Origin of the sequence: Bradyrhizobium sp. 190, assembly GCF_023073415.1 — a bacterium.
GTDB lineage: Bacteria > Pseudomonadota > Alphaproteobacteria > Rhizobiales > Xanthobacteraceae > Bradyrhizobium.
In genome coordinates this window covers 131,388-146,771 of the sequence record NZ_JADPJL010000001.1, presented here as the reverse complement: position 1 = coordinate 146,771, position 15,384 = coordinate 131,388, and the positions used below count along the sequence as shown (strand labels likewise).

The window sequence follows — 15,384 nt, the reverse complement described above, 5'->3', positions numbered from 1 at the left end:
CTATGAGTGTCAACATCAACGCAACGGCCCGCGCGCTTCTGCTGAGCGAATTCGTATCGGCGTTCTTTCTCGCCATGCGCTATTTCTTCAAGCCGAAGCCGACGCTGAATTATCCCTTCGAGAAGGGGCCGATCTCCCCGCGCTTCCGCGGCGAGCATGCGCTGCGCCGCTATCCGAACGGCGAGGAGCGCTGCATCGCCTGCAAGCTGTGCGAGGCGATCTGCCCGGCGCAGGCGATCACGATCGAGGCCGGGCCGCGCCGCAACGACGGCACCCGCCGCACCGTGCGCTACGACATCGACATGGTGAAATGCATCTATTGCGGCCTGTGCCAGGAAGCCTGTCCGGTCGATGCCATCGTCGAGGGACCGAATTTCGAATTCGCGACCGAGACCCGCGAGGAACTCTATTATGACAAGGCGAAACTGCTCGCCAATGGCGACCGCTGGGAGCGCGAGATTGCGAAAGCAATCGAACTCGACGCGCCGTACCGGTGAGGTGAGGGCATGATCGTTTCCGCGCTGTTCTTCTATCTCTTTGCCGGCGTCTGCGTGGCGTCGGCGGTCATGGTGATTGTGTCGCGCAATCCCGTGCACTCCGTGCTGTTCCTGATCCTGGCGTTCGTCAACGCTTCCGGCCTGTTTATCCTGATGGGCGCCGAATTTCTGGCAATGATTCTGGTGGTCGTCTATGTCGGCGCCGTCGCGGTGCTGTTCCTGTTCGTGATCATGATGCTCGACGTCGATTTCGTCGAGCTGCGCGAGGGCTTCCTGGAATATTTGCCAATTGGCCTGGTGATCGGCGCGATTTTCCTCGTCGAACTGCTGCTGGTCGCCGGCGGCTGGGTCATCAATCCCGGCACCGTCAAGCAGATCACGGCGGCGATCCCGGCCAATGTCAGCAACACCGAGGCGCTCGGGCTGGTGCTCTATACGAAGTACATCCACTACTTCCAGATCGCCGGCATGGTGCTTCTGGTGGCGATGATCGGCGCCATCGTGCTGACGCTGCGCCACAAGGCGAAGGTCAAGCGGCAGGACATCAACGTGCAGAACGCGCGGACGCCGGAGCTCGCGATGGCCGTGCGCCAGGTGGCGTCTGGACAGGGGCTGCAGGATGCGGATGCGGCGGAGTGGGTGAAATGACGATCGGTCTGGGGCACTATCTCGCGGTCGGCGCCATCCTGTTCACGCTTGGCATTCTCGGCATCTTCCTGAACCGCAAGAACATCATCGTCATCCTGATGTCGATCGAGCTGATCCTGCTCGCCGTCAACATCAACCTGGTGGCGTTCTCGACCTTCCTCGGCGACATCGTCGGGCAGGTGTTCGCGCTGCTCGTGCTGACGGTCGCGGCCGCTGAAGCTGCGATCGGTCTTGCCGTACTCGTGGTCTATTTCCGAAATCGCGGCTCGATTGCGGTTGAAGACGTTAATTTGATGAAGGGCTAAGGGCAGCTATGGTTCAGGCAATCGTCTTTCTGCCGCTGCTGGGCGCCATTCTGGCCGGCCTGATCGCGATCTTCGGGGCGCATGCGCGCAACCCGAGCGGCGATGCGGTCGAGCATCACGACCATGGGCACGGCGATCACGCCCATGCGGCTGACGCCCATGACGACCATGGTCATGGCGATCACGGCCACGACGACCACCACGTCTCGGAACCGCCGGCGCAGGGGTCGCGCGCGGCCGAGCTGATCACCACGGGACTTCTGTTCGTTTCCGCGGCGCTTTCCTGGGTGGTGCTGGTCGAGATCGGCTTCCTGCACCGTGATGTCGTCAGGATCGCGCTGTTTCCCTGGATCAATTCCGGCGATCTGCAGGTGGCGTGGGCGCTGCGGGTCGACACGCTGACCGCCGTGATGCTGGTCGTGGTGAACACCGTCTCCTCGCTCGTGCACCTCTATTCCATCGGCTACATGGACGAGGATCCGAACCGGCCGCGCTTCTTCAGCTATCTCAGCCTGTTCACCTTCGCGATGCTGATGCTGGTGACCGCGGACAATCTGGTCCAGCTCTTCTTCGGCTGGGAGGGCGTCGGTCTCGCCAGCTACCTCCTGATCGGCTTCTGGTATCAGAAACCGTCGGCGAACGCGGCGGCGATCAAGGCCTTCGTGGTCAACCGTGTCGGCGATTTCGGCTTCGCGCTCGGCATTTTCGCCATCTACATGCTGCTCAATACCACCGATTTCGAGACGATCTTCGCCGGCGCGCCGGGGCTGTCGGGCAAGACCATCAATTTCTTCGGCTGGCATGCCGATGCGCTGACATTGACCTGCCTGCTGCTGTTCATGGGCGCGATGGGCAAATCGGCCCAGTTCCTGCTGCACACCTGGTTGCCGGACGCCATGGAAGGCCCCACCCCGGTCTCGGCGCTGATCCACGCGGCGACCATGGTGACCGCCGGCGTGTTCATGGTGGCGCGGCTGTCGCCGCTGTTCGAGCTCGCGCCCAACGCGCAGGCGGTCGTCATGTTCTTCGGCGCCACCACCGCGTTCTTTGCCGCGACCGTCGGCCTCGTCCAGAACGACATCAAGCGCATCGTCGCCTATTCGACCTGTTCGCAGCTCGGCTACATGTTCGTGGCGATGGGAGCAGGGGCCTATTCGGTCGGCATCTTCCATCTGTTCACGCACGCCTTCTTCAAGGCGCTGTTGTTCTTGGGCTCCGGCTCGGTGATCTACGCGATGCATCACGAGCAGGACATCCGCAACATGGGCGGGCTGTGGCGCAAGATCCCCTACACCTACAGCGTGATGGTGATCGGCACCCTGGCGCTGACCGGCTTCCCGCTCACGGCCGGCTATTTCTCCAAGGACGCGATCATCGAGTCGGCCTATGTCGCGCACAATCCGTTCGGATACTACGGCTTCGCGATGACGGTGATCGCGGCGGCACTGACCTCGTTCTATTCGTGGCGCCTGATTTTCAAGACGTTCCACGGCGAGCCGCATGATCAGCATCATTACGAGGCCGCCCACGAGGCGCCACTATGGATGCTGATCCCGATCGGCATCCTCGCTGCAGGTTCGATCCTGGCCGGTTTCCCGTTCTACGAACTGTTTGCCGGCCACGGTGTGGGAGAGTTCTTCCGCGAGTCGCTGAAGATGCATCCGAACATCATCGACGAGATGCACCACATTCCGAAGATCATCGTCTATCTGCCAACCGTCATGATGGCGATTGGCCTTTACATCTCTTACGTCTTCTACATCCGCCGGCCGTATCTGCCGGTCGAGCTCGCCAACCAGCACCAGATGCTCTACCAGTTCCTGCTCAACAAATGGTATTTCGACGAGCTCTATGACTTCATCTTCGTTCGTCCGGCGAAGTGGCTCGGCCGCTTCCTGTGGAAGAAGGGCGACGGCTTGGTCATCGACGGCTTCGGCCCGGATGGTGTTTCGGCGCGCGTGCTCGATGTCACCCGCAATGTGGTGAAGATCCAGACCGGCTACCTCTATCACTATGCCTTTGCGATGCTGATCGGGGTCGCGGGGCTGATCACCTGGTTCATGTTCGGCTTGGGAGGCCAGTAATGACAACCTGGCCCATCCTTTCGGTCGTCACGTTTCTGCCGGTCATCGGCGCGCTGGCGATCTATCTCACCCGCGGCGACGACGAGGCCGCGCGCCGTAATGCGCGCTGGATCGCGCTGTGGACCACGCTGGTCACCTTTGCGGTGTCGCTGATCCTGGTCTGGCGCTTCGATGCGGCCAATCCGGATTTCCAGTTCATCGAAAAGGCGAACTGGCTCGCCAGCGGCATCACCTATCACATGGGTGTCGACGGCATTTCGCTGCCATTCGTGATCCTGACCACTGCCCTGATGCCGTTCTGCATCATCGCGAGCTGGAAATCGATCACGATGCGGGTGCGCGAATACATGATGGCGTTCCTGCTCTTGGAAACGCTGATGGTCGGCACCTTCTCCGCGCTCGACCTCGTGCTGTTCTACCTGTTCTTCGAGGGCGGCCTGATCCCGATGTTCCTGATCATCGGCGTCTGGGGCGGCCCGCGCCGGGTCTACGCGTCGTTCAAGTTCTTCCTCTACACGCTGCTCGGCTCGGTGCTGATGTTGCTCGCCATCATGGCGCTGTACTGGAACGCCGGCACCACCGACATCCCGACGCTGATGCAGACCGCGGTGCCGCGCAGCTTGCAGACCTGGGCGTGGCTGGCGTTCTTTGCCTCCTTCGCCGTGAAGATGCCGATGTGGCCGGTACACACCTGGCTTCCCGATGCGCACGTCGAGGCGCCGACGGCAGGCTCGGTGATCCTGGCAGCGATCCTGTTGAAGATGGGCGGCTACGGCTTCCTGCGCTTCTCGCTGCCGATGTTCCCGCTGGCGTCGCATGATTTCGCCTGGATCATCTTCACGCTGTCGGTGATCGCCATCGTTTACACCTCGCTGGTGGCCTTGATGCAGGAAGACATCAAGAAGCTGATCGCCTATTCGTCGGTGGCGCACATGGGCTTCGTCACCATGGGCATCTTCGCCGGCACCACGCAGGGCGTGGCCGGCGGCGTATTCCAGATGGTGTCGCACGGGATCGTCTCCGGCGCGCTGTTCCTGTGCGTCGGCATCGTCTACGACCGCATGCATACCCGCGAGATCGCGGCCTATGGCGGCCTGGTAAACCGGATGCCGCTCTACGCCCTGGTGTTCATGGTCTTCACCATGGCCAATGTCGGTCTGCCCGGCACTAGCGGCTTCGTCGGTGAATTCATGACGCTGCTCGGCACCTTCAAGGTCTCGATCCCGACCGCGACCTTTGCAACCCTCGGCGTGATCCTGTCGGCCGGCTATGCGCTGTGGCTCTATCGCAAGGTGGTGTTCGGCGCGCTGACCAAGCCGTCGCTCGCCAGCATCAAGGACCTGACGTTCCGCGAGAGCCTGACGCTGTTCCCACTGGTGTTTCTCACCATCCTGTTCGGCGTCTATCCGAAGCCGGTGCTCGATATGTCGGCCGCCTCGGTTCAGCAACTCGTCAACAATTACAATGCCGCCGTGACTGCCGTGAAGGCAGCCGCGCTGGTCGTCCAGTAAGGCCGCCGCCATGAGCTTTTCCAGTGCAGGTTACGAGTTGCTGCCGGTGCTGCCGGAGCTGGTGCTGGCCGTCGGCGCCATGGCGCTGCTGATGCTGGGCGCCTATCGCGGCGGCGAGGGGACGACCAGGCTCGTTACCACGCTTGCCGTGGTGCTGCTGGTCATCACCGGCGTGCTGGAGCTGATGCTGCCGGCCGGCAAGCTCACGACTTTCGGCGGCAGCTTCATCGTCGACGACTTCGCCCGCTTCCTGAAGATCCTTGCGATCATCGGTTCGGCGGTGACGCTGATCCTATCGACGGAGTTCCTGTCCGACCCGTCGCGGCGCATTTTCGAGTATTCGATCCTGGTGCTGCTCTCCACGCTTGGCATGATGGTGCTGATCTCGGCCGCCGACCTGATCATGCTCTATCTCGGGCTCGAGCTGATGAGCCTCGCGCTCTACGTGGTCGCTGCCTCTAACCGCGACAACGCCAAGTCCACCGAGGCCGGGCTGAAGTACTTTGTGCTCGGCGCGCTGTCCTCGGGCATGCTGCTCTACGGCGCCTCGCTGATCTACGGCTTCACCGGCACGGTCGATTTTGCCGGCATTGCGGCGGCGGTGAAGACCGGCAGCGTCGGCATCGTGTTCGGCCTGGTGTTCCTGCTGGCTGGACTCTGCTTCAAGGTGTCCGCCGTGCCGTTCCACATGTGGACGCCAGACGTCTATGAGGGCGCGCCGACGCCGGTCACGGCGTTCTTCGCCTCCGCGCCGAAGGTTGCCGCGCTCGCCGTATTCACCCGTGTGACGCTGACGGCTTTCCCCGGGATCGTCCCGCAATGGCAGCAGATCCTCGTCTTCGTCGCAATCGCCTCGATGGCGCTGGGCTCGTTCGCCGCCATCGGGCAGAAGAACATCAAGCGCCTGATGGCCTATTCGTCCATCGGCCATATGGGCTTTGCGCTGGTCGGGCTCGCATCGGGCACCGTCGAGGGCGCGCAGGGCGTGCTAGTCTATATCGCGATCTATGTCGCGATGACGCTCGGCACCTTCGCGGTCATCCTTTCCATGAAGCGCGACGGTCAGCCGATGGAGCAGATCAGCGATTTCGCAGGCCTGTCGCGCACCAATCCGCTGCTGGCCTTCTTCTTCGCGATGCTGCTGTTCTCGCTGGCCGGCATTCCGCCGCTCGCGGGCTTCTTTGCCAAATGGTACGTGTTCGTGGCCGCGATCAAGGCGGGCCTGTTCACGCTCGCCGTCATCGGCGTGCTGACCAGCGTGGTGGGCGCGTTCTATTATCTCACCATCATCAAGGTGATGTATTTCGACGAGCCGGCGGGCAATATCGAGCCGATGCGCATCGAATTGCGCACGGTGCTGGCGGTTGCGGGTATCTTCAACATTTTCTTCTTCGTCTATCCGGGGCCGCTGGTCAGCGTCGCCTCGGCGGCGGCGAAGTCGCTTTTCCCAGGATGACCTTTACGCTCGGTCCCACAGCCAGATCGGCGGGCTACGGTCTCGCCGCCTTCGACCAGATCGGTTCGACCAACGCCGAAGCCATGTCCCGCGCCCGCGACGGCGAGCGCGGCCCGATGTGGTTCGTGACGACCGAGCAGACGGCGGGCCGAGGCCGCCGGCAGCGCGCCTGGATCGCGCCGCGCGGCAACCTCGCCAGCAGCGTTCTCGAAGTCATGGATGTTTCTCCCGCCGTTGCAGCGACCATGGGCTTCGCCTTTGGTTTGGCACATGAAACAGCGCTGCAGCGTGTCAGCGTAGAGGCCAATCTGCGGCTGGCCGGATCGGATCAATTGAAATATCTCCTGAAATGGCCAAACGACATTCTAGTCCGCGGGCAGAAGCTTTGCGGCTTGCTGGTGGAGGCTGAGGCCATGACAGACGGTGGCCTCGCCGTCGTGGCGGGGATCGGCACCAACATCATCGCCGCGCCAGAGGGGACGCCGACGCCGGCCACTTCGCTGGCCGCGCTCGGCGTCCATGTCGGTGCGGAAGAGTTGTTCGCCGCACTGTCGGATACCTGGGTCGAATTCCGCGGCATCTGGGACAATGGCCGCGGGTTTGCCGAAATCCGAAAGCTGTGGCTGGAGCGCGCCTTTGGCGTCGGTGAACGGGTCGCGATCCAGACCGGAACCGCGAAGGTGGAAGGCACGTTCGATACGATCGATGATACCGGCTGCCTGATCGTCCGCACCGCGGATGGCAGGCGCATGCCGATCACGGCCGGCGAGGTCTATTTCGGCGCTGCGGCGTCAGTGGGAGCGGCCTGATGGCGCGGCCGGATGAACTGACCTTTGCGCCGCTCGGCGGCGTCGGCGAGATCGGCATGAACCTGTCGATCTACGGGCTCGGCAACCGCAACCAGCGGTCCTGGCTCGCGGTCGATCTCGGCGTTTCCTTTGGCGACGAGGAGCATTTGCCGGGGATTGACCTGATCATGCCCGACATCCGCTTCCTGCAGAAGGAGCGCAAGAACCTGATGGGCCTCGTGCTGACGCATGCCCATGAGGACCATTTCGGCGCCATCATAGACCTCTGGCCGAAGCTGCAATGCCCCATCTATGCCACCAAGTTCAGCGCCGCTTTGTTCGAGGCCAAATGCGCCTCCGAGCGCAATCCGCCGAAGATCCCCGTGACCGTGGTGCCGTCGGGCGGCCGGATCAATCTCGGGCCGTTCACCGTCGAATTCATCCCGGTTGCGCACTCGATTCCGGAATCGCATGCGCTGGCCATCCATACCTCCGCCGGCACCGTGCTGCACACCGGGGACTGGAAGATCGACCCGACGCCCATCATCGGCCTGCCGACGGACGAGCGGCGGCTGCGCGAACTCGGCGATGCCGGCGTGCTGGCGCTGGTCGGGGATTCCACCAACGCGGTGCGGGATGGGCGCTCGCCCTCGGAAACCGAGGTCGCCGCCACGATCGCCAAGCTGGTGAAGGCGGCCAAGGGCCGGGTCGCCGTCACGACCTTTGCCTCCAATGTCGCGCGCGTGAAGGCAGTGGCGGATGCCGCGAAGGCCGCCGATCGCGAGGTGGTGGTGGTCGGCCGCGCCATGGAGCGCGTGGTGCAGGTCGCCCGCGAGACCGGCTATCTCGACGGCGTGCAGAATTTCCGTGGCGCCGATTATTATGGGCATTTCCCGCCGGACAAGGTGCTGGCGCTGTGCACCGGCAGCCAGGGCGAGCCGCGGGCGGCGCTCGCCAGGATCGCCAATAACGACCATCCGCAGGTGACGCTGAACAAGGGTGACAGCGTGATCTTTTCCTCGCGCACCATCCCCGGCAACGAGAAAGCGGTCGGCGGCATCATCAATGGCCTGGTCAGCCAGGGCATCGAGGTCATCACCGACCGCACCGATCTCGTCCACGTCTCCGGCCATCCGCGCCGCGACGAGTTGCGCGACATGATCTCATGGGTGCGCCCGCAGATCCTGATCCCCGTCCATGGCGAGGCGCTGCATCTGGCCGAGCACGCCAAGCTGGCGCGCACCGCCGGCGTGCCGAGGGTGCTGATCTGCCGCAATGGCGATCTGGTCAAGCTCGGACCGGGCGACCCTGCCATCATCGACGAATTGCCGTCGGGGCGCCTCTACAAGGACGGCAATATCCTGGAGGATTCCAAATCCCGCGCCGTGGTCGAGCGGCGCCGGATGGGATTTGCCGGCTGCGCCTTCGTGGCGATCGCCATGACCGACAAGGGCGAACTGGCCGACGATCCCGAGGTTGATCTCGTCGGCATCCCCGAGAAGAATGCGGCCGGCGAGGTCATCGACGAGATCGTGTTCGATACGGTGGTTTCGACGGTGGAAAACCTGCCGCGGGCGCGGCGGCGCGATGCGGACGCGACCGCGGAATCGGTGCGCCGCGCGGTGCGGGCCGTCATCAACGAGCAATGGGGCAAGAAGCCGATTTGCCTCGTTCATGTGCTGACGGTTTGAGGTAGAAAGCGTTTCGAAACCGAGCGGATGCGCCGGGGGAAGACGCATCAAAGCAGGGAGTGGAGTGTCATGCTGGGCCGGCTCAATCATGTCGCGATCGCGGTCAAGGACGCGGAAAAGGCCGCCAAAATCTACGGCGGCGCGTTCGGAGCTGAAATCTCCGGCGCGGTGCCGCTGCCGGAGCATGGCGTCATCACCGTGTTCGTGACGCTGCCCAACACCAAGATCGAGTTCATCCAGCCGCTCGGCGAGGCCTCGCCGATCGCCAAATTCGTCGAGCGCAATGCCGACGGCGGCATCCATCATATCTGCTACGACGTGCCCGACATCATCGCCGCGCGCGACAAACTGATCAGCGAGGGCGCGCGCGTGCTCGGCGACGGCGTGCCGAAGATCGGCGCCCACGGGAAGCCGGTGCTGTTTTTCCACCCGAAGGATTTTTCCGGCGCGCTCGTCGAAATCGAACAGGCCTGAACCCATGGCCTACAGCGTCTCCACAGCCCTAGCGATCTACTTTGTGCTCTGGTGGGTCGTGCTGTTCGTGACGCTGCCGTTCGGCGTCCGCAGCCAGCACGAAGACGGCGAGGGTGCGCCCGGCACCGATCCCGGGGCGCCGGTGATGGCGCGGATGGGCTACAAGCTGCTCTGGACCACGCTGATCTCGGCTGTGGTTTTCGGCATCGGGATGTGGGCGTATCACCAAGGCTATCTGAACATCGAGCGGCTGTCGAAGCTGATGGGGCTGCCGTTCTAGGATTGAGCACAATGTTGCGCAGCGCAATTCCAGTGATTTTGCTGCTTGCATCGGTCGGCGGCCAGGCTGTCGCGATGGATCAATCCGCCATGGAGGAAACCAATTGCCTGATGGCCTGCGATGCCAATCAGGAAAATTGCGGGGCCGGGCAGACTTCCCTGAACAAGGGCCATTCGCTTGCCGCCTATCCTTCACAACGCAAAACGAATTCGTCCCCGGTCCCGGGCTCTCGCCGAACGACCGGACTCTCGGCGACCCATGAGAGGACGCCGTCTCAGCCAATCGCGGGCAAGCGTTAGTCTGCCGGGGGAACAGGAATGACTATTCAAAGAATTTTGCTGGCGCTCGTGGTGCTGCTCGCCGTAGGCCTTGGCGGCGCGTTCTATATGAACTGGAAGACGCTGGGGCAGCTTCGGACGGTGAAGGCTTTCGTCGAGAGCTCGGTCTTCGCCGACGCGGTGGCCGCGTGCGAGAGGGCGCAGAGCACGACCCCGTTCAAATGGACCGGCGGCAAGCAGACCGCTGTCATTGGCCTGACGTCCGTCAAGCTGAACAAGGATACGATCATCCCAAGCTACACGTTGGTCGCTGACAGCGTCTTTTGCGACTATGACCCCATCAAGAGAAAGGCCGACATCGGATCGAACTTCCTGGAACGGGAAACATTCTAGGGTCAGCGCCTCGCTACTGACGACAGCTCCGGCGGGACCTGAGTTAATCCGGGCGTTTAGATCATCGCTTGCGGGCCACAATGTAGGGGCGTTGGTCCTTGCCCTTGCTGGCGTGGCTTTCCCTGACAAGGACGTCGAAACCCGCGTCAACGATCAGCTGCTCCAGTGCGGACGCGCCGAGGGAGCTGACATGCGGCGCCATTCCGATGGCTCGCATCGCGGGTAGCGCAAGCAGCCGGATCAGCGGGTTCATGTCTCCCAGGCAAGGCGTTTTCGAGATGAACAGGCCTCCAGGCTTCAGCAGGACGTGGATGCTGCGCAGCGTGCCCGGCACGTTGCGCACCAGATGCAGATAGTTGAAGCCCAGAATGGCATCGAACCGGCTTTCTTCGTGGACCAGTTCTTCGGCGGTCGCGGTGCGAAAGGAAAGTGCCGGGATCGATTCGGCCGCCAGCTTCTCTTCGGCGATCGCGATCATCCCGCCGGAAATGTCCGTCGCGAGATAGCTCCGCACGCCATCCGCAAGTCGCAGCGCCGTCGTTCCCGTGCCGCAACCCAGTTCCAGCACACTGTCTCCAGGCTGCAGATGGGCGCGCGCACGTTCGAGCGTGCGCTCGTATCCGTTCGGATCTGCGATGCGGGATCTGGCGTATTTGCGGGAAGACCTGTCCCAGAAACGGGCGTCGCTTGTGATGTTCATGTGCCGTCCACCTTTTCGGCGAGCTTACTATATGCGCCAGACAGGGAAATTGCGGAAATCGGTAACATTGATATACGCAAATGCATGAGAGCGATGGATTGGAACCATTTGCGCGCCTTTCATGCGACCGCGACGGACGGGTCCCTGTCGGCGGCGGCGCGCCGGCTGGGGCTGACGCAGCCCACGCTGTCGCGGCAGGTCTTGGCGCTTGAGGCCGAACTGGGCGTGGCCCTGTTCGACCGGATCGGCCGCAAGCTTGTGCTGACGCAGACCGGGGCGGATCTGCTCGAGCATATCCGGATGATTGGTGATGCCGCCGATGCCGTCGCCCTGGCCGCCAGCGGCCGGGTGCAGGAGATCGGCGGGCGCGTCAGCATCTCGGCCACCGACACGTTTTCTGCCTATGTCCTGCCCGAGATCATCGCGCGCATCAGATCGACCGCCCCGCAGATCACGATCATGATCGTGGCCTCCAACGACCTCAGCGATCTGCACCGCAGAGAGGCGGACATAGCCATTCGGCATGTGCGGCCCGATCGGCCTGGGCTGATCGGGCAGCATATCCGCGATACCGAGGCGGCATTCTATGCGTCGGAGGACTGGATCGCCCGCCATGGCATGCCTGCGGAACCGGCCGATCTGGCGAGGGCAGATCTGATCGGTTTTGACGATGCCGTGCGCTTTTCGGGCTATCTGGGCGGGATCGGCATTCCGATGGACGCCGCCGACTTCCGGCTGATGTCGGATTCCGGGGTCACGATCTGGGAGATGGTCATTCGCGGCCTGGGTGTCGCTGCCATGCTGCGCGAGGTGGCTGACCGGACACCGGGAGTGAGAAGGTTGGTGCCGGACATGGCACCGATCCCGGTCCCGATCTGGCTGGTCACCCACCGGGACCTGCAATCCAGCCCCCGCATCCGTCTGGTGCAGAGTATCCTGGCCGAGGAACTGTCCCGGATGTAGGTGCACGTGAGTTCGTAGATGCCGTCGGAAGAAGCTGCAGGGATCATCGACCTTTACCAGCGCAAGGCGCGGGACTGGATCGAGAGTCGCGCACGCGCCAGCCTGTTTGAAAAACCCTGGCTCGACCGTTTCCGGGTGCTGCTGCCGCCGGCTGGCCCAATCCTCGATATCGGGTGCGGATCCGCCGAGCCGATGGCCGCGTATCTGATCGAACTTGGTCATTCCGTCGTTGGCGTGGATTCATCCCCGGCCATGATCGAGGTCTGCCGAGGGCATTTTCCCAGGCAGGAATGGATCGTCGCCGATATGCGCAAGCTTGCCTTGCGGCGGCAGTTTTCCGGCATCCTGGCGTGGGACAGTTTCTTCCACCTCTGCTACGACGACCAGCGCCGGATGTTTCCGATATTTCGCGAGCACGCAGCGCCGAACGCGGCACTGATGTTCACAAGCGGTCCCGGGCATGGAGAGGCGATCGGGAATTTCGGAGGCGAGCCGCTGTATCATGCCAGCCTCGACCCGGCCGAATATCGTTCATTGCTCGACCAGAACGGCTTTGGCGTGGTGTCGCACGTCGTGGAGGACCCCGACTGTGGCGGCCATACCATCTGGCTCGCGCAGCGCATTTGAGACGGTGGGGCAAATGCGGACGGTGAACGCTGGTCGCTGACAGCGTTTTGCGATTATGATCCGGTCAAGAAAAAGGCCGATATCGGATCGAATTTCCTGGAACGGGAGTGAACCGCGCCTCCCGCACTGGCACGGGGGACAAAGGGGATGAGCTCACAGCATCGATCGTCGGCTGGTCCCCGGCCGGACGAATACCGAATTCTTCATGAAGCTGACCTGCGGGATTACCTCGCAGGGCTTTCCGTGGTTGCCGGCCGGCTCGGCGGCGCACCCGCGTCCTGGACGATCAGCGAGGTCGGCGACGGCAACCTCAACCTCGTGTTCATCGTCAAGGGGGATGCGGGCGGCATTGCCGTCAAGCAGGCGCTGCCTTACGTGCGCCTCGTCGGCGAGAGCTGGCCGCTGCCGCTGTCGCGCTCGCATTACGAATATCTGGCCCTGACGCATCAGGCGCGGCTGGCGCCCGGACTGGTGCCGGCCGTGTTGCACCACAACGAGGCGCTCGCCCTCGTCGTCATGGAGCTGCTCGAGCCGCACATCATCATGCGCAAGGGGCTTGTTGCTGGCACGCTCTATCCAAGCTTTGTCGGGGACATCGCGACCTTTCTGGCGCGCACGCTGTTTTTCTCTTCCGACCTCGCGATTCCCGCTGCCCAGAAGAAGGAGGGGATTGCGGCGTTCGCCGGTAACCATGCGCTCTGCAAGATCACCGAAGACTTGATCTTCACCGACCCCTACCGCGTGGCCGAGCAGAACCGCTGGACGCAGCCCTGGCTCGATGCGACAGCGGCCGCCTTCCGCGAAGACCTCGACCTCCACGCCGCGATCTCGCGGCTGAAACTGAAATTTCTGAACGCACCGGAAGCGCTGATCCACGGAGACCTCCACACCGGCTCGATCATGGTGACGGAAGGCTCGACTGTCGTGATCGATCCCGAGTTCGCCTTCTACGGACCGATGGGATTCGATCTCGGCGCAGTCATCGGCAACCTCCTGATGAGCTATCTCGCCTCCGCCGGTCATGAGCGTTCGCCGGGCGAACGGCGGCTGTTCGAGGTCTGGGTGCTGGAAACGATCGAAAACGTCTGGACAGAGTTCGCCCACGAGTTCCTCGAGCTCTGGCGCACGGAAGCTCACGGTGACGCCTACCCAAAAACGCTATTCGAACGCGAGGCGGGCGCGGCGCGGCTGGAGGCTGAGCGGCAGGCCTACATGGAACGGCTGTTCCAGGACACGATCGGGTTCTCGGCCGCAAAAATCATCCGCCGCATTCTGGGGCTGGCGCATAACATCGATTTCGAATTGATCGAGGACCCGAAGCGGCGGGCGATCTCCGAGGCACGGAGTTTGCGGCTGGCGCGGGCGATGATGGTGGACACGGCGTCGTTCCCGACCATCGGCGCCGTCACGAAAGTGGCGAGGGAACTCCGCGACTGGCAGCCCGACTTCGCCTGATTGTTTCAGATCATCTGCGAGAGGGCGTTCCCCGGATGCAGTGCAGCGCGCCGCGCTGCGGCGTGGTGCACTGCTGGTCCGGGGTCTAATGGCTGTGATGAGTCTGAGGTGGGTCCCGGCTCTGCGGAGCAGCGTTGCCGGACGATGCCATGCATCGCCTTGGCTGCACCGCGTCCGGGACACGGGAGCGCAGGCCTATTCCGCCGCCCGTTCCCTCAACCTCTGCGCATAGACGTTGATGATGAGCGCCGCCAGCAGGATCAGGCCGCGGATCAATATCTTCAAAAAACTGTCGATGTTGACGTGATCTAGTCCGTTGTTGAGGACGCCGAGCACGAACAAGCCGACGATGGTGTTGCCGATGCCGCCGCGTCCGCCAAAGAGGCTGGTGCCGCCGACCACGACGGCGGCGATCGAATCCAGCAGATACGTGTCAAACTCGTTCTGCTGCGCGCTGCCGAAATGTGCCACGCCGAGCATGCCGCCAATGCCGGCACACACGGCCGAAATCACCATGACGCTGCCGAGGATCAGCTTGACGTTGAGGCCGGAATATTCCGCCGCCTCGCGGTTTCCGCCGACCATGTAAACGTAGCGGCCGAAGCGGGTGTAGGTCAGCACCAGATGGCCGCCGAGCAGCATCAGGGCGGCCACGATCACGATCCAGGGAATGCCGCCTATCGATGTCGATCCGAGCGTCGTGACCAGCGGAGGCACCTTGTAGGCGATCTGCCCGCGCACCAATAGCGCCGAGACGCCGGCCGCGATCTGCATCATCGCCAGCGTCATGATGAAGGACGGGATGCCGATGACAGTCAGCCCGAACGCGTTGACGAGGCCGAGCAGGGCGCAAAGCGCCAGCGCCAGCAGGATCGCGGCCCATCCAGGCATCGGGACGTTGGCGATGTTGACGTAGGATTCCTGTAGCGTGAAATAGGCGACCGCAATGCCGGTGACGTTGGCGATGGCGGCGACCGACAGATCGATTTCGGCGCACAGGATCACGAAGGTGAGGCCGACGGCGATGATGCCGGTGACCGAAATCTGGGTCAGGATGTTGCCGAAATTGTCCAGCGTCGCAAAGGATGGGCTGGCGACCGCGAAGAAGCTGAACAGGCAGATCAGCGTCAGGAACGGCGCGATGTTGCGCATCTGGGAGCGCAGCATCGCGGCGAGCCCGCGAGGCCGTTTCCGATCTGCGGCGACTGTCACGCTTTCACCTGAAGTCATGTCG

17 protein-coding genes are annotated in these 15,384 nt (G+C 63.1%); 14 read left to right on the top strand and 3 right to left on the bottom strand.

The genetic code is table 11. The annotated features are described in order from the left end of the window. Nucleotides 1–2: 2 nt before the first annotated feature. From nuoI to IVB22_RS00630, 10 genes are all read left to right on the top strand, one after another. Nucleotides 3–497, top strand: coding sequence for an NADH-quinone oxidoreductase subunit NuoI (gene nuoI, locus IVB22_RS00675; RefSeq protein ID WP_247515417.1), 495 nt, complete (start codon nucleotides 3–5; stop codon nucleotides 495–497). Nucleotides 498–506: 9 nt separating this feature from the next. Next, nucleotides 507–1,145 carry an NADH-quinone oxidoreductase subunit J gene (locus tag IVB22_RS00670; RefSeq protein WP_247515416.1) on the top strand — a complete coding sequence of 213 codons (639 nt, stop codon included), beginning with the start codon at nucleotides 507–509 and terminating at the stop codon, nucleotides 1,143–1,145. Continuing rightward, nucleotides 1,142–1,450 carry an NADH-quinone oxidoreductase subunit NuoK gene (gene nuoK / locus IVB22_RS00665; RefSeq protein WP_171581897.1) on the top strand — a complete coding sequence of 103 codons (309 nt, stop codon included), beginning with the start codon at nucleotides 1,142–1,144 and terminating at the stop codon, nucleotides 1,448–1,450. Before IVB22_RS00670 ends, nuoK begins: the two co-directional genes overlap by 4 nt. A gap of 8 nt (nucleotides 1,451–1,458) precedes the next feature. Further along, nucleotides 1,459–3,534 carry an NADH-quinone oxidoreductase subunit L gene (nuoL, locus tag IVB22_RS00660; protein WP_247515415.1) on the top strand — a complete coding sequence of 692 codons (2,076 nt, stop codon included), beginning with the start codon at nucleotides 1,459–1,461 and terminating at the stop codon, nucleotides 3,532–3,534. Continuing rightward, nucleotides 3,534–5,045, top strand: coding sequence for an NADH-quinone oxidoreductase subunit M (locus IVB22_RS00655; protein ID WP_247515414.1), 1,512 nt, complete (start codon nucleotides 3,534–3,536; stop codon nucleotides 5,043–5,045). The genes nuoL and IVB22_RS00655 overlap by 1 nt, the downstream gene beginning before the upstream one ends. A 10-nt stretch (nucleotides 5,046–5,055) precedes the next feature. Continuing rightward, the gene (gene nuoN, locus IVB22_RS00650) at nucleotides 5,056–6,501 is read left to right on the top strand and encodes an NADH-quinone oxidoreductase subunit NuoN (RefSeq protein ID WP_247515413.1); all 1,446 of its coding nucleotides are present in this window, start codon (nucleotides 5,056–5,058) and stop codon (nucleotides 6,499–6,501) included. Continuing rightward, on the top strand, nucleotides 6,498–7,310 hold the full coding sequence (locus IVB22_RS00645) for a biotin--[acetyl-CoA-carboxylase] ligase (protein ID WP_247515412.1): 813 nt from the start codon (nucleotides 6,498–6,500) through the stop codon (nucleotides 7,308–7,310). Before nuoN ends, IVB22_RS00645 begins: the two co-directional genes overlap by 4 nt. Beyond that, nucleotides 7,310–8,980, top strand: coding sequence for a ribonuclease J (locus tag IVB22_RS00640; protein WP_247515411.1), 1,671 nt, complete (start codon nucleotides 7,310–7,312; stop codon nucleotides 8,978–8,980). Before IVB22_RS00645 ends, IVB22_RS00640 begins: the two co-directional genes overlap by 1 nt. Nucleotides 8,981–9,049: 69 nt before the next feature. Beyond that, on the top strand, nucleotides 9,050–9,454 hold the full coding sequence (mce, locus tag IVB22_RS00635) for a methylmalonyl-CoA epimerase (protein WP_057849481.1): 405 nt from the start codon (nucleotides 9,050–9,052) through the stop codon (nucleotides 9,452–9,454). A 4-nt stretch (nucleotides 9,455–9,458) separates the two neighbouring features. After that, on the top strand, nucleotides 9,459–9,734 hold the full coding sequence (locus IVB22_RS00630; RefSeq protein ID WP_247515410.1) for a DUF1467 family protein: 276 nt from the start codon (nucleotides 9,459–9,461) through the stop codon (nucleotides 9,732–9,734). On the opposite strand, the gene IVB22_RS00625 is transcribed toward IVB22_RS00630, so the two are convergent. Then, entirely contained in the window at nucleotides 9,731–9,907 is a 177-nt protein-coding gene (locus tag IVB22_RS00625; protein WP_247515409.1) for a hypothetical protein, read from the bottom strand. The genes IVB22_RS00630 and IVB22_RS00625 overlap by 4 nt on opposite strands. Before the next feature lie 144 nt (nucleotides 9,908–10,051). Here IVB22_RS00625 and IVB22_RS00620 point away from each other — a divergent pair, with 144 nt between their 5' ends. Continuing rightward, nucleotides 10,052–10,405, top strand: coding sequence for a hypothetical protein (locus IVB22_RS00620; protein ID WP_247515408.1), 354 nt, complete (start codon nucleotides 10,052–10,054; stop codon nucleotides 10,403–10,405). A gap of 61 nt (nucleotides 10,406–10,466) precedes the next feature. Here the strand turns inward: IVB22_RS00620 and IVB22_RS00615 are convergent, their stop codons facing one another. Further along, nucleotides 10,467–11,105: a bifunctional 2-polyprenyl-6-hydroxyphenol methylase/3-demethylubiquinol 3-O-methyltransferase UbiG gene (locus IVB22_RS00615; protein ID WP_247515407.1), complete on the bottom strand. Its 639-nt coding sequence runs from the start codon at nucleotides 11,103–11,105 to the stop codon at nucleotides 10,467–10,469. A 93-nt stretch (nucleotides 11,106–11,198) separates the two neighbouring features. On the opposite strand from IVB22_RS00615, the gene IVB22_RS00610 reads away from it, so the two are divergent. The 3 genes from IVB22_RS00610 (at nucleotide 11,199) to mtnK (ending at nucleotide 14,150) form a co-directional block, all read left to right on the top strand. Next, a complete protein-coding gene (locus tag IVB22_RS00610) occupies nucleotides 11,199–12,068 on the top strand; it encodes a LysR family transcriptional regulator (RefSeq protein WP_247515406.1) in 870 nt (289 codons plus the stop codon). Nucleotides 12,069–12,086: 18 nt separating this feature from the next. Next, nucleotides 12,087–12,695, top strand: a complete 609-nt coding sequence (locus tag IVB22_RS00605) for a trans-aconitate 2-methyltransferase (protein WP_247515405.1) — start codon at nucleotides 12,087–12,089, stop codon at nucleotides 12,693–12,695. Nucleotides 12,696–12,842: 147 nt separating this feature from the next. Continuing rightward, entirely contained in the window at nucleotides 12,843–14,150 is a 1,308-nt protein-coding gene (gene mtnK, locus IVB22_RS00600) for an S-methyl-5-thioribose kinase (protein WP_247515404.1), read from the top strand. 195 nt (nucleotides 14,151–14,345) lie between these two features. On the opposite strand, the gene IVB22_RS00595 is transcribed toward mtnK, so the two are convergent. Further along, nucleotides 14,346–15,380, bottom strand: coding sequence for an ABC transporter permease (locus IVB22_RS00595; RefSeq protein ID WP_214491687.1), 1,035 nt, complete (start codon nucleotides 15,378–15,380; stop codon nucleotides 14,346–14,348). Nucleotides 15,381–15,384: the final 4 nt, after the last annotated feature.

What these genes read in the sequence shown, in the direction of transcription:
- IVB22_RS00620 (WP_247515408.1), top strand. Translation starts at nt 10,052, where the DNA reads ATGACTATTCAAAGAATTTTGCTGGCGCTCGTGGTGCTGCTCGCCGTA.
- nuoN (WP_247515413.1), top strand. Translation starts at nt 5,056, where the DNA reads ATGAGCTTTTCCAGTGCAGGTTACGAGTTGCTGCCGGTGCTGCCGGAG.
- IVB22_RS00605 (WP_247515405.1), top strand. Translation starts at nt 12,087, where the DNA reads ATGCCGTCGGAAGAAGCTGCAGGGATCATCGACCTTTACCAGCGCAAG.
- mtnK (WP_247515404.1), top strand. Translation starts at nt 12,843, where the DNA reads ATGAGCTCACAGCATCGATCGTCGGCTGGTCCCCGGCCGGACGAATAC.
- IVB22_RS00595 (WP_214491687.1), bottom strand. Translation starts at nt 15,380, where the DNA reads ATGACTTCAGGTGAAAGCGTGACAGTCGCCGCAGATCGGAAACGGCCT.
- IVB22_RS00645 (WP_247515412.1), top strand. Translation starts at nt 6,498, where the DNA reads ATGACCTTTACGCTCGGTCCCACAGCCAGATCGGCGGGCTACGGTCTC.
- nuoL (WP_247515415.1), top strand. Translation starts at nt 1,459, where the DNA reads ATGGTTCAGGCAATCGTCTTTCTGCCGCTGCTGGGCGCCATTCTGGCC.
- nuoI (WP_247515417.1), top strand. Translation starts at nt 3, where the DNA reads ATGAGTGTCAACATCAACGCAACGGCCCGCGCGCTTCTGCTGAGCGAA.
- IVB22_RS00630 (WP_247515410.1), top strand. Translation starts at nt 9,459, where the DNA reads ATGGCCTACAGCGTCTCCACAGCCCTAGCGATCTACTTTGTGCTCTGG.
- IVB22_RS00625 (WP_247515409.1), bottom strand. Translation starts at nt 9,907, where the DNA reads ATGGCCCTTGTTCAGGGAAGTCTGCCCGGCCCCGCAATTTTCCTGATT.
- IVB22_RS00610 (WP_247515406.1), top strand. Translation starts at nt 11,199, where the DNA reads ATGGATTGGAACCATTTGCGCGCCTTTCATGCGACCGCGACGGACGGG.
- nuoK (WP_171581897.1), top strand. Translation starts at nt 1,142, where the DNA reads ATGACGATCGGTCTGGGGCACTATCTCGCGGTCGGCGCCATCCTGTTC.
- IVB22_RS00670 (WP_247515416.1), top strand. Translation starts at nt 507, where the DNA reads ATGATCGTTTCCGCGCTGTTCTTCTATCTCTTTGCCGGCGTCTGCGTG.
- IVB22_RS00640 (WP_247515411.1), top strand. Translation starts at nt 7,310, where the DNA reads ATGGCGCGGCCGGATGAACTGACCTTTGCGCCGCTCGGCGGCGTCGGC.
- IVB22_RS00615 (WP_247515407.1), bottom strand. Translation starts at nt 11,105, where the DNA reads ATGAACATCACAAGCGACGCCCGTTTCTGGGACAGGTCTTCCCGCAAA.
- mce (WP_057849481.1), top strand. Translation starts at nt 9,050, where the DNA reads ATGCTGGGCCGGCTCAATCATGTCGCGATCGCGGTCAAGGACGCGGAA.
- IVB22_RS00655 (WP_247515414.1), top strand. Translation starts at nt 3,534, where the DNA reads ATGACAACCTGGCCCATCCTTTCGGTCGTCACGTTTCTGCCGGTCATC.